Below are 24227 nucleotides of genomic sequence, written 5' to 3'. Positions count from 1 at the left end.
TCAGCTCCCGGTGGCTTTCTGGTAAGCGGCGATGTCGGCGTCGAGCGAGCTGAGGACGTCGTTCCAGTTCGGGGTCCACACGTTGACGCCCTGCAGAACTCCCGAAGGCGTGTTCTTGTCGGTCGATTCACCGGCACTGCTTCGGACGTCCTCGCGGACCGATACGCCGAGTGCATCGGTGGCGACGGTCTTCTGGGATTCTTCGGAGAGCAGGAACTCCATCAACTTCTTGGCTTGTTCGCTGCTCGGTGCGCTCTTGGCGAGGCCCATTACGTAGGGCAGTGCAATGGTGGTGCGAGTGCCGTCGGCTCCCGCGGGGAAGAAGATGTCGAACTTCGAGCCGTCGTCGGCGATGGAGGCGAGGTTCATCTGGACGTCACCGTTGGCGACCAGGAGTTCTCCGTTGCTGACCTTGGGCTGGAGCTTTCCGGTGGAGGACGAGGGACCGACGTTGTTGGCCTGGAGCTTTCCGAGGTAGTCGAGTGCGCCTTCCTTGCCCATCAGATGCTGGAGCAGCAACAACACCGCGGTACCGTCGCCGGCCTGGCCGGGCGTGGAGTACTGCAACTTGCCCTTGAACTGGTCAGTGAGCAGATCGTCCCAAGATTGTGGGGCGGGTGATGCAGTCGGATTGGCGATGAACGAGAGGTAATTCTCGACGACGGGTACGTATTTGCCGGCGTCGTCCTTCTCGTCGGCGGGAACGGCGGAGGTGTCGATTCCGCTGGGCTCGAGCAGACCTTGGGCGTCGGCCTTCTGGATGAACGGCGGCAGCGTGATGATCACGTCTGCCTGTGGGTTGGACTGTTCCTTCTCGACCCGCGAGACGACCTCGCCGGATCCGGCTTCCACGAGGTTGACGGCGATACCGGTCTGCGCGGTGAAGGCGTCGAATCTTCCCTTGTACCAACCGGACAGACCGTCGGCGCTGTAGACGGTGACGGTTTCGGTGTCTGATCCGGCAGCAGTGCCGGTGCCACCGCAGGCGGTGGTGAACGAAAGGACGGACACGGCGAGAGCGGCCGCAGCGATGCTCGGGCGTAGACGCATGACGATTCCTTTTTCGGAGGTGAGATCAGGAGTGGGTGAGGAGTTCGGCGAACTCCGTCACCGACGGGACGATGTGGGTGGCTCCGGCGTCGCGAAGCTGTTGCTCGTCGTGTGCGCCGGTCAGAGTTCCGGCGACGATGGATGCGCCGGAACGAATGCCGCTGAGCACGTCGTTGGACGTGTCGCCGAGTACGGCGATCTGGTGGACGTCGTCGATCGAAAGTTTGAGCAGGGCAGTCAGAATCAGGTCCGGGTACGGTCGACCGCGACCGGCCTCGGCGGGGGAGAGGGTGAGATCGGCGAGGGTTTCCCAGCCGAGTGCGACGAGGAGTTTGTCCTGCGTCGATCGGCTGAAACCGGTGGTCAAGGCAACTTTGATGCCGGCCTCGCGCAGTGTGGTGATCGCCTTCTCCGCGCCAGGGATCGGCTCGGCCAGGCCCTGGTCGATGAGGGAATCGTAAGTGGTTTCGAAGGCGGCGTTCGCGGCCTGGGCGCGGTCTTCGTCACCGAAGATCGCCCGGAACACGACGATCTTCGACTGGCCCATGGTGTCGAGGACGTACTGGCGAGCGGCGTCGGCTTCCGGGCCTTCGGCAGGCAGTCCGCCGGCTTCGGCAGCGGCGGCGAACGCGCGAAGAACCAGTCCGTCGTCGGCGACGGTGGTGCCGGCCATGTCGAGAACGGCAAGGGTGATGGGAGACATGAGAAGTCTTTCTTGTCGGAAGGATTCAGAGACCGAGCTGGTCGGCGGTTTGTTCCGCCAGTGCCGGGCCGAGCGTCATGCCGCGGCCACCGGGACCGGCAACCACCCAGACGTTGTCGGCGGCTTGTGCGCGGTGAACAAGTTGTGAGGGGTCGAGGCACTGGCTGTAGACGCCCGCCCATCGCTTGACGATGGGCGGAAGATCGCGCCCCAGAAGTGTTTCCACCACTCCGGACAGATGGCGATAGGGCGCCTCGTCGACGTCGAAGTCGAAGGGCTCCTCGTATTCGTGGGTGTCACCGATGGTCAGACCGCCGTGCAAGCGCTGCACGCACAGGAGTTGCATGCGGTGCTCCTCGGCAGTCGGTTCCTGTGGCTGCACCGTGCGAAGGTGATCGAGGGCAGATCCGGCGAAACCGGGGTAGTAGCGGAAGCTGTCACCGTCAGCGATTGCGGTGGTGAGCTTTTCGCCGAGTGGGGCGGTCTGCATCATCTGCAGGCGCACACGTCGCAACGGGAGATCGCCGGCGAGATCGCGGGCCAATCCGCCGAGTGTTGCTCCGGGGCAGACGATCACGAGATCGGCGTCGAAGTTGCGACCGTGATCGTCGCGGATGTGTACGCCGGGGGTGTTCGTCGTGAGCTCGCGGGCTTCCGTTCCGGCGTGGAAGGTGTAACGGCCGGTGGATTCGAGGTAAGAACGGATGGCGGGGAGCGCTTGCCGTGACTCGACAGCGGCGTCCAGGGTGCAGTGCAGTCCGCCGAGAAACTTGCCCCGGAGCGCGGGGTTGACGACGCGAACGGCGTCGGGATCGAGAAGTGCGAACCCTCGGTTGTCGGCGTCCGGCCGAGCGAATGCTTCCTGCGCGACCGCGACCTCCTCCTCGGTGCGCATGAGGGTGATGGAGCCGGCCGGGCGGTATCCGACGCCGGGGACACGGGCGGCAAGGTCCGCCCACAGCTCGCGCGAACGCAGCGCGGCTTCGAGTTCGTGCGGAGCACGCCCGGATACCCAGACCAATCCGAAGTTCCGTACCGTTGCACCGCGGGCTTCGGGCTCGCGTTCGAGATGGATGACGTCGTGTCCCCGGCGGATTGCCTCGTCGGCGTGCGCCGTTCCGAGGATTCCTCCGCCAACAATCAAAATTCGCATGTAGAGATAGTGACGTTTGGTCTAGACCAATAGGGGGAATCGAGACGAACTCCAGGTTAACAATTGGTATAGACCGAATTCTTGTACGCTTGCGCCATGAATCAGCAGACGTCCACCGGGCCGGGGACCTCGAGCGTCGTGATCGAACCGGAGCTGAAGTACTACCGGGTGCGCACCGAGATCGAGACCATTCTCAGTGGGCTCGAGGAGGGCGACGCAGTCCCGTCCGAGCGGGAATTGGCGGCACGGTTCACTGTCGCTCGCGAGACGGTCCGTCAAGCGCTTCGTGATCTCCTTGTCGAAGGACGGATCGAGCGGCGGGGGCGGGGCACTGTCGTCGCGAGTCCGAAGTTGGTTCAGCCGCTCTCGATTCGTTCTTATACCGAAGGCGCACTGAGTGCTGGGCGAGTGCCCAGTCGTAAGGTTGTGACGTTCGAACGAATGTCGGCCGACGACGGTCTCGCCACGGAGTTGGGTATCGAGGTGGGCGACAGCGTCGTTCATCTCGAGCGTGTCCTCTTCGCCGACGGCGAGAAGATCGGACTCGAATCAACCTTCCTGCCGGACAGCAGGTTCGGTGAAATGCTCGACGCTTTCGATGCCACGACGTCGCTGTACGCGGCCATCCGTTCCATCGGCGTGGTCTTCGCCTCCGCAACCGAACGGATCGAGACGGTGTTCGCGTCACCGCGTGAGGCAACGCTCGTCGAGTCCACGACCTCGATGCCGATGCTTCTGCTGCACCGGACCTCCGTCGATCCGGAGGGTGTGCCGATCGAGCGGGTTCGCTCGCTCTACCGTGGTGACCGCATTGCCTTCTTGACGACTCTTCGCGAGTAGGAGGGGCGTCGAGGGGGTCTGCCGTTACCGGGAACGATAGGCACTCCCAGGCCCGTGGAATCTGTTCTGTACTGGACTCCATCAAACGGGAGGACAGTGAACATGGGTGACAAGAAGGTCTGGTTCGTAACCGGCGCAGGCCGGGGCATGGGAGTCGACATTGCTCAGGCCGCTCTTGCCGGCGGGCACGCGGTGGTGGCAACGGGGCGTGATGCGGACCGTGTTTCTGCAGCGATCGGTGAGCATGACGACCTGTTGGTGATTGCCTTGGACATCACGGACGAACAAGCCGCATATGCTGCGGTGGACACGGCAGTTGCACGATTCGGTGGAATCGATGTGCTGGTGAACAACGCCGGAAACTTCTACGCCGGGTTCTTCGAGGTTGTCAGTCCGGCGCAACTTCGCGCTCAGATGGAGACCAACTTTTTCGGGCCGATCAATGTGACACGGGCGGTGTTGCCGGTGATGCGTAGGCAACGGAGTGGACATGTCGTGACTGTCAGTTCGCTTGCGGGCCTGGTTGGTCAGGAGTTTTGCGCAGCCTACGCCGCGTCGAAATTTGCGCTGGAGGGCTGGATGGAATCATTGCGATTCGACGTCGAACCGTACGGAATCGGGACGACGATCGTGGAGCCGGGATTCTTCCGGACCGAACTGCTTGTCGAGGGTGCGTCGTCGATCTGGCCTGAATTGTCGATAGGCGACTACGACGCTCGGACTCGCAAGACCGTCGAAGCGTGGAAGAACATGAACGGTGCCCAGGGTGGGGATCCGGTGAAACTTGCCGCGGCACTTGTGGAACTTGTCGATTCGCCGCTACCCCCGCGTCGGTGGGTCGCCGGCGCCGATGCACTGTCCGTGGTCGAGCAGAAAGCCCACCAACTGCTTGATCAAGTCGAAGCCCACCGTGGTTTGTCTTCGTCGCTTGCCCTCGAGGCATGACGACCTGATCCGAATTCGTCAGGTCACGGTTGTGAGTTGAACATGTCCAGGAGCCCCTGGGGTGCGTTCTCGCCGAAGCACATGTCCAGACCGTCAGCCGACTGTTGTGCCGATGCGGCGCTGCGCGGGAAGAGTCGTTCTTCGTAGGCAGCAAGTCCTTCCTCCGTGCCGCTATGTGACGCGATCGCCTCGCCGAGTTCGGCGCCGTCGAGCATTGCCAGGTTCGCACCCTCTCCGGCAAACGGCGACATGACATGCGCTGCGTCCCCGAGCAGAGTGACCCCGGGAGTACGGCTCCAACTGTGCCCGATGGGAAGAGCATGGATGGGGCGAGGGGTCAGCGAGCTGTGCGCTTCGACGATCAGTGACCGCAGCGACTCGTCCCAGTCCGAGAAGTGTTCCAGCAGAATCTTCTTCGCAATATGATCGTCGGAGAAGTCGACACTCGCTGACCAGTTCTCGGGAACTCGCAGGGCGGCATAGATGTGCAGACTGTTGTCGGTCTCACGGTGGGCAAGGAAGCCCTTGTCGGCACTGAGCGCGAACATCATTCCGCCGCCGACTGTTTCAGCGGCCTTCGCGTGCTGGTTGTCGGCGTCGTGAAGGTCGAACTCCACGAAAGATACTCCGGTATAGGCAGGAGTGGCGTTTGAAACCAGTGGGCGAATTTTCGACCACGCGCCGTCGGCGCCGACCAGGAGATCGGTGGTGAAGTGGGTGCCATCCACGAGGTGGACTTCATGCCGACCGTCCGGCAACGGATGGGCACTGCGGACCTTTGCTCCCCAGCGGATTGTTTCTTTCGGAATTGAGCTGAGCAGTAGGTCACGCAGCTGGCCGCGGTCGATTTCCGGGCGGTCGCCGTCTCCGGTGTCCTGCTCGCTCAGGTGCACGACGGCATTTCGATCGAGGACGCGTGTCTCTTCGCCGCCTTGATGAACGAGTGCGCGGAACTCGTCGTAGAGGCCTGCGGCACGAAGCGCGATCTGGCCCGAATCTTCGTGGATGTCGAGCATCCCGCCTTGGGTCCGAGCTGTTGGTCCGGATTCGAGATCGAATACCGCCGAATCGATTCCGCGGAGATGGAGGACTCGGGCGAGGGTGAGGCCGCCGAGGCCGGCGCCGATGATTGCGATGGGATAGTGGTTCATGGTGGGTTCCTAAGAAGTGAGTGGGGTGTTCTCGATGCCCGTGATGAGCGTGCGGAATCCCCAGGAGAGGCGCGCGGTGGGTTCACCGGCAAGTAGAGCTGTTGCATGGCCTGCGACCAGGGGGTGCTTGTGCGGATCTGCGTTCTGGATTGCGTCGCTCAATGCGCTCCATTGGGCATCCGAGTCGGCGGAATTGTTCGGCGCCGAGTGTTCGGCAGCAGTGGACGTCGCGTACTGCAGCAGCAAGTCCACGCCCCACGCGGCTTGACCTGAAGGGACTTCGCCTTCGTCGAGCAATGCCAGCAGGCGCTCGAGCAGGCGTACGTAGTGAACTCCGCTGGGCCGGGAAATGAGAGCCGACTGGGCAAGGCCGGGATGATCGAACAGTATGGCCGTGTAGGACGTCAGCACCCGTTCGAGGCGCGCCTGCCAAGTGCCGGAGGAATTTTCGGCGAGGTCCACGACTCCGAGCAGTTCGTCCAGAACGGCGGCGTGCAATTCGGCGGTATTTTGAACGTACACGTACAGCGACGCCGGCCCGGTGTCGAGTTCGAGGGCGAGTCGACGCATGGTCAACTTCTGCAACCCCTCCGACCGCAAGATTTCCACCGCGGTACTGACGATGCCCTCGCGTGTCAGAGCGGGTTTGGCCGGACGATTGCGTCGGCTCGATGGACTTGCTGGCTGGTTGGGCATGTTTTTACCATACACGAACATGTTCGTAACGAACATGTTCGTTGAGTCACGTGAAGATGTCACGAATCACATGCTGATGTTAATGGGCTACATGCCCGTACCGCCGGAGAGCATTGCGATCGTCAGCAGGATGCCGCCGACTATGCCCACGAGCGGGCTGTCGCTGTTGAGTAGCCAGTCGTTCAACGATCCCATGAGCGCCTCTTTCGGGTTTCGATCTGCCGACGGTCGAGCTTATCGACAGATCGAACCCGATATGTCACTTTTGTCTGAATTGTCGATCGGACCTGAGGTGATCAGCCGTAGACGTTGTCGGGGCTGATCAACTTGGTGATCGGTACCATCAACGCGCTGGTCAGATCAGTCTCGCCGTCGATGTCGGTGTTGATGAAGACAACCAGGGTGGTGTCCTTCTCGGGCAAGTAGACCGAGACTGTCTTGTAGCCGGGCAGGCTTCCGTTGTGACCGATCCAGCCACCGCTGTTGAACAATCCGAGACCGTAGCCGGAGCTGTCGTCCCCTTCGCTCAAGTTCACGGTTTGCAGGCGCTGCTTCTGAGTGTCGTCGGTGAGGAGATCGCCCTTGGCCAGCGCCGGAACCCAGATGCGCATGTCGTCCAACGACGAGATCATTGCACCCGCGGCGCCGCCCCACGACGGATTCCAGTCCGTCGCCGCGGTCACGGATTCGTCGAGCGTTTGGTTGGTGTAACCCTGTGCGTGTGGTGTCGGGAACGCGTTGGTCGTGGGAAAGCTGGTGTGCTCCATGCCGAGTGGTGTCGTGATCTTGGTGTCGATGACGTCCGACAGTTTTGAGCCGGAGACCTTTTCGATCACCATTCCCAGCAGAATAGTGTTGGTGTTCGAGTAGTCGACGGTGGTCCCTGGTCGAAGTTGGAGTGGGAGGTCCTTGACGTATCCGACGAGTTCCTCCGGTGTGAAAGTTCGGCGAGGATCCGAAAGATATTCCATCACAAACTGTTCAGACGTCGTGTAGTCCACGAGGCCGCTGCGCATCCCTGCCAGATGACGCAAGCTGATCGCATCACCTTCCATGACCCCGTCGACGTACTGGGAGATCGGATCGTCGAGACCGATCTTTCCCTCGTCGACCAATTGCAGCAGGGCGGTGACGGTAAATGTCTTGGTGACGCTACCGATCCGGTGGTAGAAGTCGGTCTCCATCGGTGCCTTGGTTGCAGTGTCGGCAACTCCTGCAACCTTCACATAGTTGCCGTCGGGTCCCCAAATGCCCACCATCGCACCGGGAATCCCCGTCGAATTCACCGCAGCGTCGATGATCGAATCGAGCTGGCCGGTGATGGCAGAGTCCATGACCTTGTCAGTGGTGGATGTGGGATTGTCTGCGGATTTGTCCGTGCTGCAGCTGATTACAGCGCCGGCAACCATGGCGCTGCACAGGCCGACAAGCATGATGCGTCTTGCTCCGGTTTTCATGAGTCGAACTCTGCCTGTCCGAGGGCACTCACACATCGACCCCGGGTACGGCAGACGCAGTCCCCAGGTACCTCCTCAACCGGTACCGGGGGACTACGGAACCCTGGCCTGAACCCTTGACTTGGGTCAGAGCCCGCCGTCGAAGAACGCCGCCAGCGCCGGTGCGGGGTCTGCCGCGGTGCCCATATTTGCTACGCCGACAACGATCAATCCCAGCGTGAACAGTGCAGTGAGAAGGCCTATCGACCCCGACATGAATCTCGTCCGCCTGTCGGATCGTGCCGTTCTCGCGAAGCGTGCCCACACGACCACAGTCACGGCCAGTGATATTGCTGCCGCGATCAGCGCGATCACCGCCATGGCCAAGTGATACCGCGCGAAGTCGCTGATCATCAGTTCGAGGGCGGGACTTTGCTGATTTCCGGTGGCCGTCGACTGAGCGAGCTGTTGTCGGACCTGCCCGACAGTTTCGGAGAGTGCCCCATCCGTCTGGGCCACGGGCAACATCGAGATCAGCGAAGAGAAGGGTGCGACAACACCTTGGACATTTGCCATCACGAGTACCGAAGAGAACAGCGCGAGGAGCGTGACCAGGCCTCCCGCCGAGACGAATGCGAGTTTCTTTACAACCGTCAGAGAGCCGGCGTTCACGAACGACGCCTTGACCATGCGGCCGAGTGCGAGCAGAACCGTCAGCAGGATTACCGCGATCACAGCCTTGGCCACGTGGTAACGCAGCCAGTAGTCGACAGCGGACTCCAAGCTCGGAGAGAAGGCTTGGACACCGGAACTCCAGTATTCGACGAACGCGGCGCGGACCGTCTCGACGAGTTCCCCCTCGCCTGCGTACCCATCGCCCGGCCTACTCGTCAGCATGCCCGGGGCGAGAACGAAGGCAGCGGAGAAACCGGCGACCAACGCGATCAACGCGGCGATCTTGCGACCGGAGGACTGCGTCGAGCGCGTCGGCCCCGCAGTGTTGTGCAGTGGAGAGTTGTGCAGTGGGATTCCTCCAGCGTGATGAGCGATCATCTGGTCACCGTCCACAAGGTCATGTCAACGAGTGTAGAAATCGGTACACCGGACTTCATCGTTCGAGAGGATGATATTTCCGGTGATGGCGTCCGCCCGCCGTCGCCGCTGCCGTCGGCATCCCCTCAGCACTCGACGACATTGACGGCGAGTCCGCCTTCACTGGTTTCCTTGTAACGCACGGACATGTCGTTTCCGGTTTGGCGCATGGTTTCGATGACGGTATCGAGGCTCACTACATGCGTCCCGTCACCCAGGTATGCGAGCTGAGCTGCGGTGACTGCAGTCGAGGCGGCTACGGCATTTCGTTCGATGCAGGGGATTTGGACCAGGCCACCAACCGGATCGCAGGTCAGCCCCAGATGGTGTTCCATGGCAATCTCAGCTGCATTCTCGATTTGTCGTGGTGATCCGCCCATGACAGCGCACAAGCCGGCTGCCGCCATCGCGCAGGCAGCTCCGACTTCACCCTGGCACCCCGCCTCCGCACCCGAGATCGAGGCATTCGCCTTGATGATCGATCCGATTGCGGCAGCGGTGAGGAGAAAGGTTCGAACGTCGTGAGCGCCGGCGCCCGTCGCACGTATGTGGTGGTAGAGCACCGCCGGCACGATGCCTGCGGCACCGTTCGTCGGAGCCGTTACCACGCGGCCACCTGCTGCATTTTCTTCGTTGACCGCCATGGCGTAGACGGTCAACCACTCGCGTGAGGATGGTGCGCAGTTACGTTGTTCCAGTTGAATGTTCGCAGACCGTGCTCTTCGGCGAACTCCGAGACGCCCGGGCAATACACCTTCGGTCTGGGTGCCGCGTTCGATGCATGCGCGCATCGCGGACCAGATCGCGTCGATGCCGGCGAATGCCCGATCCTGGCCGTGTATCGCGATTTCGTCCGACAGTGCCAGCTCGGCGATAGTTCCGGAGTCGCATTCCGCCAGTAGTTCTTTCGCGGTTCGATAGTGTGAGTTGATCGAATGCGTGCTTGCTTGCGTCTCCGTTCCGGCGCGCTGTACGAATCCGCCACCGATCGACAGATATGTACTCGTACAGACGATTTCGTTACCCTTGAAGGCTGTCAGTGTCATCGAGTTGGGGTGCCCGTGACGGCGAACGAGTGGCTCGAACACCATGTCCTCGCGAGTGAACACAACATGTCCGAGTGAACCGCCGACTAGCATCACCGATCCTCCGTCCGACAGTTCGGCCCATCGCCCGTGAACGTCGGTCGGCTCGCACGTTTCAGGATCCAACCCACGAAGTCCCGCAATCACCGCGTCGGGAGTGCAGTGACCTATTCCGGTGGCGGCGAGAGAGCCGTGCAGGTTGCAGCGAATTCGGTCGACCGACGCGGTCAAGCCGGCGGCGGAGAGCTCGCCGCCGAAAGTGCGAGCGGCGCGCATCGGACCGACCGTGTGTGAACTGGAGGGTCCGATGCCGATGGAGAAGAATTCGAGAGCGGAAACATAGACGCCGGTGGTGCTCATTCGGCGCTCGTGACGGTGGTCGCTCCTGACTCGCGCTGGGCCGCAATCGTCAGGAGATTGGAGCGCGAGTCCCCGGTGGCGGCTCGGATCACTGTGCGCGCCATTGCGATTGCTCCGTGCAGAACAGCTTCGTCGCCCGCTGTGGAGCGGGCATCAGCGGCAAACTCGATAGTGTGAGGAACTCCGGTGACGCCGCGCAACGCGATCATCGGGTGGATCGAGGGGACCACCTTCGACACGTTGCCCATGTCCGTCGAGCCGCCGGTCAGGGGAGTTCGGGCGGCCGCGGTGCGGCCCAGGCTCGCGATCTCCTCGTCCCAGATCGTCGCCAGCACGCGATGTTGAACAAGCTCCTCGTAGCGCGGTTCGGCGCGTTCGGTCGACCAGGAGCAGTCGCTGGCCACAGCTGCGCCCTCGAAGCAGGAGAGCATGCGACGCTTGGCGTCCAACAGCACGTCGAGTTCTGCGGCCCGAACTTCCGCTCGCACCAACGTCGAGGCCGGAATGATGTTTGTTGCTTCGCCGCCGTGCTCGACGTAGGCGTTGAGCCTGACGTCGGACGGAAGTTGTTGACGGAGAAGTCCGATGGCGACCAAGGCGATCGTGGCGGCGTCACCTGCGTTGATGCCCTTGTGTGGCGCAGCGGCCGCGTGTGCGGCTCGTCCGGTGTAGGTCACGTCGAACCGGTCGACTGCCTGCGTTCCGGTGACGGTGCAACTGACGTCTTCACCTGCAGCGCCGTGGACCATGATCGACATCGCCGCGCCCTCCCATGCGCCACGTTCGAGCAGCAAGACTTTCCCGCCGCCATGTTCTTCGGCCGGCGTACCGAGAAGGACGACGGTCAGGCCGTGTTCCTCCGCGACCTCTCCGAGCGCGATAGCTGCTCCCAGTCCGGCAGCGGCGATGACATTGTGTCCACACGCATGACCGATGTCGGGAAGGGCGTCGTACTCGGCGCAGACTACGACGCGGAAGGGGCCGGAGCCTCGCACAGCTTCGAATGCCGTCTCGAGGCCGTAGGCGGCGCGAGTAACCGTGAAGCCGGCTTCCTGTGCGGCGTCCGCCAAGAGGGCGGACGCCCGATGCTCTTCGAATGCCAGCTCTGGGTGAGCATGGATCGTGTGGCTGACATCGATGAGGCGTGATGCCCACTTCTCGATCGTGCTCGAAACCGAGTCTGTGTGGGTGAGGGTGTCAGCGATGGACATGGGTATTGCTTCCTTTCAACATCTTTGGTTCTCTGTGTCTTCGGATCGCGGTGTCTTCAGTTCTGAGCGTCTTCGGGTGCAGTTCTAGTGCCAGAGGCCCAGCGCGAACTCCGCGACGACCACGGAAAGTAGGTAAGAGGCGAGGATCGCGACGATTCCGACGGGCACGATCTTCCAGCCGATCGTCTTGAGCAAGGGAAGGTCCTTGCCGAGGCTGAGACCTGCGACAGTCAAGGTGAGGGTGCAGATCGAGAGAAAGTCGACAGTCCCGACGGTGCTCGAGACGAAATCACCGATGGGGGACCACGGTGTTGTCGCCAAGGCGCCGATGGTGATGATTGCGATCATCGCCGCGATCTTGCCGCGCGTCAGGCGGGCCACGCCGACGCCCAGGAGCAACAATCCGGTGAGGATCAGGTAACCGACGATGATCGATCGAGATACGCCACCCGCTGCGATCGAGGAGACGATGACCCCACCGACGAACAGAATCGGAACGATGGTGGTCAGCGGCACGGTGACGCTCGGCGCAACCGCTCGTGGGGCAGTGTCGGCTTTCCGTTCGCTGGTCGACTTCGAGCGCTTGGTGAGTGCGCCGTAGATTCGATCGGCAAGGGGGAGTGCGACATACATGCCGACATACACGCCGAGGAGGCCGGTGATGATGTTGGATGTTGCCGCTACGGCGAGTACCTGGTCGGCCATCTCGGGGTGCGCCGAAACGACGCTGGCGGCAGCGGCAGCCATCATCGAGCCGGATCCGACCCCAGCACCCATCGCCAATGCAAGGGGGTCGAAGATGTTGAAGGATGTCGCCAGCGACGCAATCAGGCTGATCAGCACGGCACCGAACAGAGTGCCGAAGACGTACATCGACAGGACACCACGGTACTGGTCGGAATCGGGACCGTAGCGTTCACTGACCATCGCGAAGGACCCCTCGCGGTCGATGGAGAAGGTGGCTCCGACGGTGGCCGGTCCCATCCGAAGGAGTACCGCCAGCGGGAGTGCGAGAGCGATAGTGCCGAACAAGTGCCCCAGTTCCTGCAGTAGCAGGGCGGGGCCCGCCTCGAACAACAGTTGGATGTTCGGGCCGATGGTGAAAGACAGTCTCGCGCAAAGCAAGAGAACAGCCAGCCCCATGATTGCCGAGGCTGCGGCCTGAAGATCGAGGCCGAGAGGTTTCCACTTCTGACTCGAGACGAGACCGCCGGCAATCAGTCCCCACACCATGGGCAAGATCGTGATGGCGGCAGCGCCGACAGGAATCACTGCGGGGCCGATCAGTTGGGCACCTGCCGCAAGCGCGAGGAGCAGAATCGCCACGATCCACAGCCGTGGCGACCTCAAGGCGAAAACGATCTTTTGCGTCGGGGTTTGATCGCTGACCGGAGAATCGTCATGCGAGACAGGGAATGCTTCGGTCATGTCGGTGTCTTTCTCGAGGGGGCGAACGAACGCAAGAAGCAAGCGTTCTCGAGGTTCAGGATTTGGTGGACTATTGATGTGATGAAGTTAGGATCGATGCGTTTCGATCCTGTTTCGGTGCAGCATTCTTTTGAAAGTGAGGTCCTCGGTGCAGGATCAGGTGCTCAAGGACGAAGATCTTCGGCTGTTGAACGCACTGCAGATCAGGCCGCGAGCCTCGTGGTCCGAGCTTTCACGCGCGATCGGTTCCGACCCGGTCACCCTGACCAGGCGTTGGGAGCGTCTGCACTCGCAAGGGATAGCGTGGATCGCTGCGTACCGTGGGGGTCCCATTGTGTCGGCGACCGCACTGCTCGAGATCGAATGCGCACCGGCACAGACCTTGAGCGTGGCCGAACAGATCGCGCACGATCCCGAAGTTCTCACAGTCGATCTCACAACCGGCAATCGGGATCTACTCGTCACGCTCACCTGCACTGACCTCGATCAATTGTCCAGGTACGTCTTGGAACGAACACGATCGCTGCCGATGGTCACTGCGATGCGAACTCAGATCGTGTCCTCGGCGAATTCCGACGCACGAAACTGGCGTCTACGTGCTCTCGATGCGGAAGAAATTGCCGCGCTCGAGTCGGCCCCGGCGGCGAAGAGTCGTGGGGTACGCGCCAGCGAAGAGGAACAGTCGAAGCTGTTCGACATCCTTTCTCGCGAACCACGAATTACCGTCTCGGCCCTCGCTGCAGCCCTCGGCGTCACGCCGGCTCGCGCCGGGGCGCTCCTTTCTCACGAGCTGTCGACGGGGCGCCTGGTCGTCCGCACGGAGATTGCTCGGCCCTACTCCGGCTGGCCGGTCTACGCCTGGTATTTCTTACGTCTCGAGGGGCGAAAGGAAACCATTGCTCAGCGCCTTTCCCTCCTGCGTGAGGCGAGGCTTGTTGCTTCGACGATCGGCAGCTACGACATCGCATTGGCGGTGTGGCTGCGCTCGATCGACGACGTGCAGCGTTTGGAAGGTTATCTCGCCGAGCAGTTTCCGGGCGTATCCGTGGTGGACCGGTCGATCGTCCTGCGTACGCCGCATCATCTACATCGAACAATCGATGTGTCGGGTCGAAGCATGCCGAAGCACGGGTGATCCGTAACGCGTTCGCGCGGATCGGGTGCTCTCCGACTACTGGGGGATCGCCACGTCGACGATCAAGCCGTAGTGATCGGAACCTTCGATCTCGATGCGCTCGAGAGACTTCGCCTGTGCACCCCGCAGAAGTACATGGTCGATGCCGACGATCGCGGGAAATTTTTTGTCCGCCGGGTAGGTGCGAACGATGCCGACTCCCAATTGGTCTGCGGTATCGGAGTAGCCGACGTCGAGAAGGTCACGGAATTGCTTGTGCGTGAAGGTCGTGTTGAAATCGCCACTGACGACGACGGTTCCCTCCGCGGCAGCGGCGTCGAGCGCGTTTCGCAAAGTGCTCAGCTCGGCAGTCCACACGTCGGGCGGGGTCACGTACGCCGGTCCGGGGTGAACCGCCAGAAGGGTGAACGGGGTTGAGAATCCCACTTCGGCAACAAGATTGGTAGGTCCGAAGCCGTTCAATTCCCGAGTTTCCGTCAGCGGATAACGACTGTAAATACCTGCGCCACCCCCGCCGGCCTCGTCCGGTACCAAGTAGTGATGCGGCAGCAGTTGCTCGAGCCCTTGATCACTCAGAGAGCCTTCGAGTGATGTGGTCAGTTCCTGAACCGTCAGGACATCGACTGCCTTCTCACGCACCGTCGAAGTCAAACTGACGGGGTCTGCCTGCCCGAAGAGAAGGTTCGCTTGCATTACACGCAGAGACGGCCCGTCGATTTCGGAACTGTTTGCTACATACAATGGACTGATCACCGACGCGCCCACCGCTATCAGTACCACCGAAATCGCCAGCAGGATCCAGCGGCGAAAAACCAGGCATATCAGGGACGCTGCGAGTGTGACTGCAAGCAGCATCGGGACAAAGGAGGCCACGGCGATCAACGGGTTGATCGGCTTGGTGGAGTACAACGAGATCAGCGCAATGACACCGACGGCAATCCCACCCACCCCGGCGACCTGAGCGATACGGCGAGCCGGAACGTTGTCCGTCGTGAATCCCATACCAAACGGTACCTAATGCAGCTTAGGCTCCCGATTGCCTGGCGTTGTCAGTCGCCGGTTCGGGTGCGGAATGCGTTCACGGCCGCTTCGATGGTCGGGTAGAAGTGCGTCGAATCGAACCTGTCGCCGACCCCGAATCGGATGAGTCGATCCTTGATCGGACCTTTCATCTCCGCGAATGCCAATCGAATTCCTTTGCCCTCCAAAAATGTATCCAGATCGACGAGTTCGTCGACGGCGGTCGTGTCGAGCCCGGTGATCGGCTCGGCGGCAATGACCACCCATTCGACCGGGTCGGGTGCCTTGGCGACGACGGAGCGAACGTACTCGTCGAAGATCTCGCCGTTCGCGAAAAACAGTGGTGCGTCAAATCTCACCAACACGAGGCCGGGGATGCGATGTCCGTCCGGGTGGCGTTCGACGTCGTGGAATCCCGCGGGTTCGCCCGTCTCGACGAGTTCGGTTCGATGTGGCTGCCATACCTGCGCGATGACCGCTACGAAGGAGAGTCCGATCGCAACAAGGATGCCTTGAAGCACCCCGACCAGGGCAACGCCCAGAAACGCCGCGACGGCGAGGCCGAATTCCACGGTGCTCATGCGCCACATGCGGACCATGCCGCCCACGTCGATCAGTGCACACGCGGCGACGATGACGACGGCGGCCAGTGTTGCATCGGGCAGATATGCAGTGAGTCCGGGAGCGACGAGGACAAACACCAGGACGGCGAGTGCTCCGACGACACCGGCCAATTGTGTATGCGCCCCACTCTGTTCGGCTACCGGCGTCCGTGATCCGCTCGCCGATATCGGAAATCCGCCGAACAGTCCGCCGGCCACGTTCGCGACACCGATCGCCTTCATCTCGGTACTGCCGTTCACGTCCTCGCCGTGGCGGGCGGCGAAGGTACGCGAGAGAACGCCGGTGTCGGCGAAGGCAATCAGCGCGATACCGGCCGCCGGTCCGATCAGGTGCCCGACGTCCTGCCAGGTGACTCCACCGAGAGAGGGGAGGGGAAGTCCTTCCGGCAGTGCGCCGACCATGCCGATGTCATCGGTGAGACCGGCGGCGGCGGACAAGACTATTGCCGCGACGACGGCGACCAGCACACCGGGTACAACAGGCACCCAGAGCCGGAAGACCACAATGACAATGAGTGAACCCACGCCGATGACGGCAGCGAGTGGATCGACATCTCCACCGGCCAGAGCCTTTCCGATCTCACCGATTTCACCGAGGAGGCCGGACGCGTCGACGGAGAAACCGAGCAGCTTGGGAATCTGACCGATTACGACGACGAGCGCGATGGCGTTGAGGTAGCCGAGGCGGATCGGTTTCGAGAGGAGTTCGGTCACGAAACCCAGACGCAGAAATCCGCCGATCACGAGGATGAGCCCGACAAGAACGGCGAGAACTCCGGCTAGTGCAAGCGCGTTCTCCGAATCGCCGACCACCGCCAGCGGTATGACTGCGGCGGCGATGAGCGGTGCCAGCGACGAATCAGGTCCGAGTACAAGAATCTTCGACGGTCCGACTACCGCATACGCGAGCAACGGCACGATGGTTGCGTACAGACCGGCGTACGCGGGCAATCCGGCGGCCTCGGCGTAGCCCATCCCCGCCGGGATCAGCAGGGCCGTCAAGACGAGCCCCGCTGTGATGTCGGTTCGCAGCCATTCGCGGCGGTACCCGCGGGCAGTCGCGATCCCCGGTAGCCGACCTAGACCCTCCGTCCACGTCATCGTGTGATTGTCCCTCCCTCAGCGGAGTGACGGGCGCGCTGGGGGGCAACTGCAGTGGTCGCGGTGATGGCGACAGGTGTCGGTGAGAGGCGGCGGCGTCGGATCGCCTTTTCCAACTCGACGACAACCGGGATGATCAGCGACCAGCCTAGGCAGACGAGCCACTGGGCGCCGGTCAGTGAGGTTGTCATGAGGAGATCCTGGAGAACACCCGCCTCGACGGCAAATACGGTCACGACCGTGGGGATGGTCAAGATCTTGATGGCACCGAGAACCGGCGGAACAAGTCCGGACTCGGGATCACGCCGCATGGTCAACCCAGCGAATATCGAACCGAGAGAGAGCACTACGAATGCGGTGGTCATGGGGACATTCGCCTCAGTAGTGCTCATTTCGCCGGGTGCGAGAAGCATCGCTGCGAGTGTCACGGCAAATTGCAAAACGCCGTACGCGAGCCACTGAGCGACTGCGCTTCGATGTGCGATCGGCATCTTGGGATCGCGTGGCGGCTTGTTCATCAGATCCGGTGGCGGCGGGTCGAGCATGATCACGGCGACGGGGAACAGTGTGATGAAGAAGTGCTGGAACAGCACCATCAGCGGTGTCAGTGCCACACCCTCGTTGATGTTGAAGATGCTCGCGGCGAGGAAGAGGAGAACCAACGAGAAGAGTTTCGACATCTGGTAGCGGATGTACGAGACGATCTTCCCGTAGATGTTGCGGCCCAGGGTGATCGCGGTGATGAGGGTTCCGAAGTTGTCGTCGGTGAGCACCATCTTGCCCGCCTGTTTGGTTACCTCACTGCCCGAGCCCATGGCGACGCCGATATCGGCCTTCTTCAACGCGGCGGCGTCGTTGACAGCATCTCCGGTCATCGCGACCACGGCGCCACCGCTCTGCATGACATCGACCAAGCGAAGTTTGTCCTGCGGAGTGACTCGGCCGAACACGTGCAGGTTCGGCAACGCGGCCGAGAGTTCGTCATCTGTCATCGCTTGCAATGCGGCTCCGCCGACCGCGCCCGGGCCGAGTCCGAGTTCGGCACCGATCGCGGCGGCGGTGATGGCATGGTCGCCGGTGATCATGCGGACCTCGATGCCGGCCCGGTGTGCGGTTCGCACCGAATCGACCGCCTCCGGACGCAGCGGGTCGATGATGCCTGCCATACCGACAAACGTCAGGTCCTCGACAAAGGACATAGGGTCCGCCACGACAGCGTCTTCCCGTCCGTCGAGTCGTCTGACAGCGAATGCAAGCACCCGAAGACCCTTCTCGGACATGGACTGATTTGCTGCCGTGAGTTCGTCTCGGACTTCCTCGATCGGTACCTGCCGGCGGCCGGGGAGAAAGGCCGAAGAACAACGAGCGAGGACGACATCGGGTCCGCCCTTGACCAATCCGACGAACTGACTTACGCCGTCGACTTCGAGATGGTGGTACGTGGCCATGAACTTGTACGCGGAATCGAACGGAACCGTCGCCACCCGCGGGTAGGTCCGTCTGGTGAGTGGTGCGTCGGCACCGATCTTTGCCGCGAGCACCACGAGTGCGGCCTCGGTCGGGTCGCCGACAACTTCCCCGGAATCGGAAACCGTTGCATCGCTGTCGAGACACAGTCCGTATGCGAGAAGGGTGAAGTCGGGCGGTGCCTCGCCGGCAACCTGCGTGATCCTTCCCGCTTTGGCGTAGCCTTCGCCGTCGACCGTGTACCAACGGCCGTGGACGTACAGCGATCGGACGGTCATCTGGTTCATGGTCAGCGTGCCGGTCTTGTCCGAGTTGATTGCACTGGTCGCGCCGAGGGTTTCGACGTCGGTCAGGTTCTTCACGACGGCCTTGGCGTCGGCCAGTTGACGGGCCCCGTAGGCCAGCATTGCCTGGACGAAGGTTGGCAGGCCGGTCGGAATCGCGGACACTCCCATCGCGATACCAAGGAGCAGAAGCGTTGTCAGGTCCTGACCACGAATGAGTCCGATGACGACGATGACGATCACGGCTGTCCACGCGATGATGCCGAGAAGTTTGGTGAGAGAGTCCAATTCTCGTTGCAGTGGCGACTTGCCAGGGGCGACGGCCGACAACATCGACGCGATCTGGCCGATCTGCGTCTGCATTCCGGTCTCGGTGACCACCATGGTCGCTGTGCCGCGGGTGACCGAGGTGTTCTGGAACACCAGATTGCTGCGGTCTCCGAGTGGAATATCCTCATTGCTCAGCGTTTTCGGGTCCTTCGGGATCGGCGCGCTTTCCCCGGTCAATGCGGCTTCCTGTGTCTCCAGGGTGGTCGAGGCGAGCAACCGTCCGTCGGCAGCGATGATGTCTCCTGCCTCGACTTGGACGACGTCACCCGGCACCAGTTCGGTAGCGTCGAGCTGAATCAGGTTCCCGTCACGAATGACCCGCGCTTGGGGTGTCTGCATCTTGGCGAGCGCGTCGACGCTGGCCCGTGCCTTCAACTCCTGTCGAGTTCCGAGGACGATGTTGAGCACGACGAGCACCGCCACCACGATCGCTGTCGGCACTTCACCGATGGCGATGCTGACCGCGGCCACGGCGACGAGCATCAAGTTCATCGGATCTTTCAGTTGCAACAGTGCGATCGACCACGTCGACGGCGGTGGCGTCGAGGTGATTTCGTTCGACCCGTAGCGTTGTCGACGTTGGTCGGCCTCACTCGATTGCAGTCCGCGCTGCTGGTCCGACTGCAGTACGGACACGACTGATTCGCCACTCTGCGCATGCCACGGCGTGGGGCTCATGACCGCACGTCCTTTCCTTGGCGATCGTCAATACCGGGTCGGAATCCAGTGAAGCGGTTGTTTGGGCGTCTGGTAGCCGTGGGCCTTCTGCCGTTTCGGCAGGGTGATGTCAGTGGATTGCACGGGCTCGTAGGGGATCTGACTCAAAATGTGACTGATGATGTTGAGTCGTCCGCGTTTCTTGTCGTCGTTGTTCGCGACATACCAGGGCGCCCAGCCGGTGTCGGTGAAGCGAAACATCTCGTCGCGAGCACGCGAGTAGTCGTACCAATGACTGAACGACTTCAGATCGAGATTCGACAGCTTCCAGATCTTTCGAGGATCGTCGATCCGGCTTTGCAGACGTAAGAGCTGCTGTTCTTCGCTGACCTCGAGCCAGTACTTGAGCAGGATGACTCCCGATTCCACGATCGCGCGTTCGACGGTCGGAATGAGCTGGAGAAATTGATGAGCCTGTTCTTCGGTGCAAAAGCCCATCACTCGTTCGACTCCGGCACGGTTGTACCAACTTCGGTCGAAGATGACGATCTCGCCCGCCGCCGGGAGATGTGGGACGTAGCGCTGGACATACATCTGCGAATGCTCTCGCTCGGTCGGCGCCGGTAGAGCAACCACCCGGAACACTCGTGGACTCACGCGTTCGGTGATGGCTTTGATTACTCCGCCCTTCCCCGCGGTATCTCGGCCTTCGAACACGATGCAGACCTTGGCGCCAGACGATTTGACCCACTCCTGCAAAGCCACGAGCTCACCGTGCATCGGCTTGAGTTCGTGGCGGTATACCTTGTTCTTCATCGGTTTTTCTGCGACGAGTGCCGCGTCGTCGTGAAGAATCCGAGCGTTCTTTCCCACTTCCACTCCTTGGAGACGTGAGCGCGCGGGGCATCGTCCGCTCGTATGTGTATGCCCCGTATTCGGTCAACCTATTCTCTCCGGGATCGCGACTCGAATCGTGTTGTTTTCGAGCCCGTTTCGAGTCTTGACGGTGTCAGCGATCGGCGCGAGTATTAATTGATGACTGGCGACGAAGAGTTGCTCCACGTCCAGCGGGTGATCACTCGCCTGATTTCCCGGTATCCGAATGTTCCTCCACCGGAGATCGAAAACAGAGTGCGAACAATTCACCAACGTTTTGCGGGGTGTCGGATACGTGATTTCGTGCCTCTCCTTGTCGAAAAGGCGGCCAGACACGAGATCTCGAACCGGATGATCGTGATTCCGATAATGGATGAACGGTCCGCAGTGCTGAACCCTCTCGAACTGTAGCCGGAACGGACGTCGTCGGCGCATACTGAAATGACCTTGGACCAGGGAGTTTTGGCCGACTGCAGATTTCAGGCGCGGAATGTCAGCCTCCCGAACTCCTTATGTGTAAACCGAGTACAGGGAGCGTTGACATGGAAGGTTTCTGGGAATTCTTCTGGTTCATCTTCGTCTGCTTTGCCTTTGTGGCGTATTTGAGCGTGTTGTTCTCGATCATCACCGACTTGTTCCGTGATCACGAGACTTCGGGTTGGGCCAAGGCGTTGTGGATGATTTTCCTCTTCGTCATTCCATTCTTGTCCGCGATGATCTACGTGGTTGTCAAGAATGACGGAATGACTCGGCGGTCGATGGAGGCCGCTCAACAGCACATACACGCGCAGAGTGACTACATTCGAACCGTCGCCGGCAGGTCTCCGACTCAGCAGATTGCCGACGCCAGAGAGCTTCTCGACTCCGGCGCGATCAACGAAGAGGAATTCCAGGCAATCAAGGCAAAGGCGCTGGCGTAGTTTTCGTATCTTCTGCCCCAGGCCTGGCGTCGTCGGTTCCGGCGTCGTCAGGCCGGGCGTCCTGCGCGGCGGCGCGTGCGGGACGAACCAGCACTTCGAGAGCTACGAGTGCAACCAGCGCAATGATGACGATCCAACCCACGACCAGACCGGTGGGGTAGCGCCAGAAGAGCAGCAACAGTGCGGCGATGCCGATGATGGCGCAGCGCAGCGGAACACGAAGCTGATTGGCCCACCGCTCCACCTGATTCGGCGTACGGCCGCTTGAAGAATGCCGGACGAAGTCCAATGCCTGCCCGTAGCCTCGTCGAACGGCGATCGCCGACGACGACCCACCGACCAGGTAGGCCCCGAGCCCTATCACCACGCCGAGGACCGCGACCGCTCGCAGGCTCGTGCGCAGTGGTACCAGAACTGTGTCGATGACGGCAGTCGCGGCGTCTGGCGAGAGGATATCGGTGGGCACACTGTCGAGGTAGATTGCGCGTCCGATGAGAATTCCGATCGCGAGAACCAGCATTCCCAACGCAATCGACAAGCCGACCAGGGACAGTGCGCGGAGCCTGCGACCGGTTGGCGCAACGGCGACAGCGGCTGCCGCGCAAGCGATTCCCAACCACGGCAGCACCGCTGAGACCTTGTCGAGTGCCGAGACGGCTCGCTGAGCCTTCACCAGTTCGGGGGACTGGAAGAGAACAAATTCCTTGTCCACGGAGGGGATTTTGTCTGCGAAGGCGAAGCCGCGGTCGATCAAAGCTGCTTTGACCCTGTCGATGATCGTACTGAGCGAAATGCTGACGGTTCCGCTCTGATCGACTTCGACGGAATTGGGGCCGTAATCTCCGGTCATGACCGAGACCAGTGCGTTGTGCGCCGATCGGTTCGCTTGAATCCACAAGTCCTCGAACTGTTGTGACCGAACGAGCGAGCCCACCGTGTCATGAACAAAGCTCTTTGCCTGGCCGGCGATCACCGGTGCCAACCCCACTACGGCTTGATCCAGACGCGGCGCGTTGGCCGCAAGATTCGACACGTCGGTCAGTGCGGTGAGTGCGTCGGTGGTGAGCCCCTCGACGTCGACACGATCGAAGATCTCGTCGGTGATCTGATTCGTGATCTCGGCCTGCACGGCGGGATTCTCGCCCAGTGGCGCGACCGTGCTGACGTAGCGGTCCGTATCGAGTATCTGACTACGGGTGAAGCGGGTGGTCACGGACAAGACTGCAAGGAGGGCGACCAACACCAGCAGTATCGCCACGGCAGTCCACCGGAGTCCGTGTCGAGGTGGCCGGGAGACTTGCTCGACGGTCGTTTCGCGGGCGCTGGGAGTCTGCTCTCGAAGTGTTGCAACCTCTTGCCGCAACCTGGCTAGTTCGGCACGTTCGTCCTCCTGGAGTGGGCCGTCGTTCGTGCCGTTTGCCATCATGTTCCTCTCCGGAGGGAAACTACTGCCGCACAGATGAAAACGCTGAATTCGATGGGTGTATCCGAAGTCGAGACCTCAGATCACGTCGGGATTCCATGTCGCGACAGCCCAGATGACGAATACGTCGAGCGCGATGATGGTGATCGACCACCACGGAGAGTGGGGTAGCCACAGGAAATTCGCGAGGATCGAGAGCGAACAGAAGATTATCGCGCCTACCCGTGCCCACGTCGCGCCGGTGAAGAGCATGATTCCGACAGCGGTGACGAGCACGCCGAGTACGAGGTGAATCCATCCCCAGGAGGTGAGGTCGAATTGGTACGCGTATTCAGGGCCGACGACGGTCACATCGTCCTTGGATATCGCCGAGATGCCTTGGAGAATTTCGAGCACGCCGACGGTGACGAGAAGAACGGCTCCGCCCAGCGCGCTTCCTTTTGCCACACCTTGCTTGACCAGTGATTCCTCGGCCATGACCGCCCCTTGGTATCAAGTGCGAAATTGCCTGGCGTAACTCCGTATTGCGACTATTTACGGTGGTGAAGTATCCCGCCACGGGGCAAATCAAACATTTCAGCGCTGGACATCCTCGCGATATTCGCTCGCCCACGAATCCGAGAGGATCTACCGTGACGGCATGGATGTGGAGGACGCAGGCATGACGCCGACGACTGCGCCGGTAACAATTCGGACGGATCGACTGGTGCTTCGTACCTACCGTCCCGGCGATCATCAGGACCTTCTCACCTTCTACGGGCGTAGCGACGTGTGCCTGTATTTGTTCAACGAACCCTGGAGCCCGGACGATGCGCGAGAGGCAGTGCAGACCAGAATGTCTCGCCGCGACCTGACAGCGGGCGCGGTGGCTCTTGTCGTCGAATACGAGGGCCGGGTTGTCGGAAGCGTGAGTGCCTGGCTAGTCGACGAATCAGGGGACGCTGTCGACACCGAGCGCACCGCCGAAGTCGGGTGGGCATTCTCGCCCGACTTCGGCGGCCGAGGATTCGCGACGGAAGCTGTGACCGCTCTGATCGACCTGGTCTTCGCGACACCCCGATTGCGCCGCGTGGTCGCGCAGATGGATGCGAGAAACGAATCCTCGGCGCGACTCGCGCGGCGAATCGGGTTGCGGCGAGAGGCACATTTTCGGCAGAACGCGTGGATCAAGAACGAGTGGACCGACACTGTGGTTTTTGCAACGCTGCGCAGTGAGTGGCCTACAAGTCTCTGATCAGGAG

At 61.5% G+C, this 24227-nt stretch carries 22 protein-coding genes; 6 read left to right on the top strand and 16 right to left on the bottom strand.

Annotated features, from left to right (window positions below; translation table 11 throughout):
- The 3 genes from QMA15_RS16655 to QMA15_RS16645 are packed head-to-tail and all read right to left on the bottom strand — an operon-like array spanning position 1 to position 2906.
- Positions 1-1050: a 2-aminoethylphosphonate ABC transporter substrate-binding protein gene (locus QMA15_RS16655; RefSeq protein ID WP_020969356.1), complete on the bottom strand. Its 1050-nt coding sequence runs from the start codon at positions 1048-1050 to the stop codon at positions 1-3.
- Positions 1051-1075: 25 nt separating this feature from the next.
- Positions 1076-1753, bottom strand: a complete 678-nt coding sequence (locus tag QMA15_RS16650) for a phosphonatase-like hydrolase (RefSeq protein ID WP_020907384.1) — start codon at positions 1751-1753, stop codon at positions 1076-1078.
- Between the two features lie 25 nt (positions 1754-1778).
- Positions 1779-2906, bottom strand: coding sequence for a TIGR03364 family FAD-dependent oxidoreductase (locus QMA15_RS16645; RefSeq protein WP_060939585.1), 1128 nt, complete (start codon positions 2904-2906; stop codon positions 1779-1781).
- A 96-nt stretch (positions 2907-3002) separates the two neighbouring features.
- On the opposite strand from QMA15_RS16645, the gene QMA15_RS16640 reads away from it, so the two are divergent.
- Both QMA15_RS16640 and QMA15_RS16635 read left to right on the top strand, forming a co-directional pair.
- A complete protein-coding gene (locus QMA15_RS16640) occupies positions 3003-3746 on the top strand; it encodes a GntR family transcriptional regulator (protein WP_290285459.1) in 744 nt (247 codons plus the stop codon).
- 102 nt (positions 3747-3848) lie between these two features.
- On the top strand, positions 3849-4691 hold the full coding sequence (locus tag QMA15_RS16635) for an SDR family oxidoreductase (RefSeq protein WP_279163803.1): 843 nt from the start codon (positions 3849-3851) through the stop codon (positions 4689-4691).
- Positions 4692-4714: 23 nt separating this feature from the next.
- On the opposite strand, the gene QMA15_RS16630 is transcribed toward QMA15_RS16635, so the two are convergent.
- The 7 genes from QMA15_RS16630 to QMA15_RS16600 form a co-directional block, all read right to left on the bottom strand.
- Complete coding sequence (locus QMA15_RS16630) at positions 4715-5842, bottom strand: NAD(P)/FAD-dependent oxidoreductase (RefSeq protein ID WP_279163802.1); 1128 nt, start codon at positions 5840-5842, stop codon at positions 4715-4717.
- Positions 5843-5851: 9 nt separating this feature from the next.
- A complete protein-coding gene (locus QMA15_RS16625; protein ID WP_019748008.1) occupies positions 5852-6538 on the bottom strand; it encodes a TetR/AcrR family transcriptional regulator C-terminal domain-containing protein in 687 nt (228 codons plus the stop codon).
- Between the two features lie 296 nt (positions 6539-6834).
- Positions 6835-7995, bottom strand: coding sequence for a serine hydrolase domain-containing protein (locus tag QMA15_RS16620; protein WP_047888828.1), 1161 nt, complete (start codon positions 7993-7995; stop codon positions 6835-6837).
- 126 nt (positions 7996-8121) lie between these two features.
- Positions 8122-9027 (bottom strand): hypothetical protein, encoded by a 906-nt coding sequence (locus tag QMA15_RS16615; protein ID WP_241840936.1) that lies wholly within the window; start codon positions 9025-9027, stop codon positions 8122-8124.
- A gap of 125 nt (positions 9028-9152) precedes the next feature.
- Positions 9153-10511, bottom strand: a complete 1359-nt coding sequence (locus QMA15_RS16610) for an L-serine ammonia-lyase (RefSeq protein WP_290285453.1) — start codon at positions 10509-10511, stop codon at positions 9153-9155.
- Positions 10508-11722, bottom strand: coding sequence for an amidohydrolase (locus QMA15_RS16605; RefSeq protein WP_279163801.1), 1215 nt, complete (start codon positions 11720-11722; stop codon positions 10508-10510). The genes QMA15_RS16610 and QMA15_RS16605 overlap by 4 nt, the downstream gene beginning before the upstream one ends.
- A gap of 84 nt (positions 11723-11806) precedes the next feature.
- The gene (locus tag QMA15_RS16600; RefSeq protein ID WP_279163800.1) at positions 11807-13150 is read right to left on the bottom strand and encodes a DUF3100 domain-containing protein; all 1344 of its coding nucleotides are present in this window, start codon (positions 13148-13150) and stop codon (positions 11807-11809) included.
- 136 nt (positions 13151-13286) lie between these two features.
- On the opposite strand from QMA15_RS16600, the gene QMA15_RS16595 reads away from it, so the two are divergent.
- Positions 13287-14285 carry an Lrp/AsnC family transcriptional regulator gene (locus QMA15_RS16595; protein ID WP_279163799.1) on the top strand — a complete coding sequence of 333 codons (999 nt, stop codon included), beginning with the start codon at positions 13287-13289 and terminating at the stop codon, positions 14283-14285.
- Positions 14286-14321: 36 nt separating this feature from the next.
- Here QMA15_RS16595 and QMA15_RS16590 read toward each other — a convergent pair whose 3' ends face one another.
- From QMA15_RS16590 to ppk2, 4 genes are read right to left on the bottom strand one after another with little or no spacing between them, the layout of a single operon-like run.
- A complete protein-coding gene (locus QMA15_RS16590; RefSeq protein WP_021333027.1) occupies positions 14322-15287 on the bottom strand; it encodes an endonuclease/exonuclease/phosphatase family protein in 966 nt (321 codons plus the stop codon).
- A 47-nt stretch (positions 15288-15334) separates the two neighbouring features.
- Positions 15335-17029: a SulP family inorganic anion transporter gene (locus QMA15_RS16585; protein WP_019748017.1), complete on the bottom strand. Its 1695-nt coding sequence runs from the start codon at positions 17027-17029 to the stop codon at positions 15335-15337.
- Positions 17026-19788 carry a cation-transporting P-type ATPase gene (locus QMA15_RS16580; RefSeq protein ID WP_259119595.1) on the bottom strand — a complete coding sequence of 921 codons (2763 nt, stop codon included), beginning with the start codon at positions 19786-19788 and terminating at the stop codon, positions 17026-17028. Before QMA15_RS16580 ends, QMA15_RS16585 begins: the two co-directional genes overlap by 4 nt.
- A 27-nt stretch (positions 19789-19815) precedes the next feature.
- A complete protein-coding gene (gene ppk2 / locus QMA15_RS16575) occupies positions 19816-20640 on the bottom strand; it encodes a polyphosphate kinase 2 (protein ID WP_020969369.1) in 825 nt (274 codons plus the stop codon).
- Between the two features lie 162 nt (positions 20641-20802).
- On the opposite strand from ppk2, the gene QMA15_RS16570 reads away from it, so the two are divergent.
- The gene (locus tag QMA15_RS16570) at positions 20803-21054 is read left to right on the top strand and encodes a three-helix bundle dimerization domain-containing protein (RefSeq protein WP_279163798.1); all 252 of its coding nucleotides are present in this window, start codon (positions 20803-20805) and stop codon (positions 21052-21054) included.
- 131 nt (positions 21055-21185) lie between these two features.
- Positions 21186-21563, top strand: coding sequence for an SHOCT domain-containing protein (locus QMA15_RS16565; protein WP_020969370.1), 378 nt, complete (start codon positions 21186-21188; stop codon positions 21561-21563).
- Here QMA15_RS16565 and QMA15_RS16560 read toward each other — a convergent pair.
- A complete protein-coding gene (locus QMA15_RS16560) occupies positions 21541-22986 on the bottom strand; it encodes an ABC transporter ATP-binding protein (RefSeq protein WP_182261162.1) in 1446 nt (481 codons plus the stop codon). The genes QMA15_RS16565 and QMA15_RS16560 overlap by 23 nt on opposite strands.
- 78 nt (positions 22987-23064) lie before the next feature.
- On the bottom strand, positions 23065-23463 hold the full coding sequence (locus tag QMA15_RS16555; protein ID WP_019748023.1) for a hypothetical protein: 399 nt from the start codon (positions 23461-23463) through the stop codon (positions 23065-23067).
- 163 nt (positions 23464-23626) lie between these two features.
- Between QMA15_RS16555 and QMA15_RS16550 the strand changes: the two genes are divergently transcribed.
- Positions 23627-24220, top strand: a complete 594-nt coding sequence (locus QMA15_RS16550) for a GNAT family protein (protein ID WP_279163797.1) — start codon at positions 23627-23629, stop codon at positions 24218-24220.
- The last annotated feature ends 7 nt before the right edge of the window (positions 24221-24227 follow it).

It is taken from the genome of Rhodococcus sp. APC 3903 (genome assembly GCF_030407755.1).
In the GTDB taxonomy this organism is placed as follows: Bacteria; Actinomycetota; Actinomycetes; order Mycobacteriales; family Mycobacteriaceae; genus Rhodococcus_F; species Rhodococcus_F erythropolis.
Note: the sequence above shows the minus strand (reverse complement) of the source record. Positions and strands in the feature narration are given on the sequence as shown.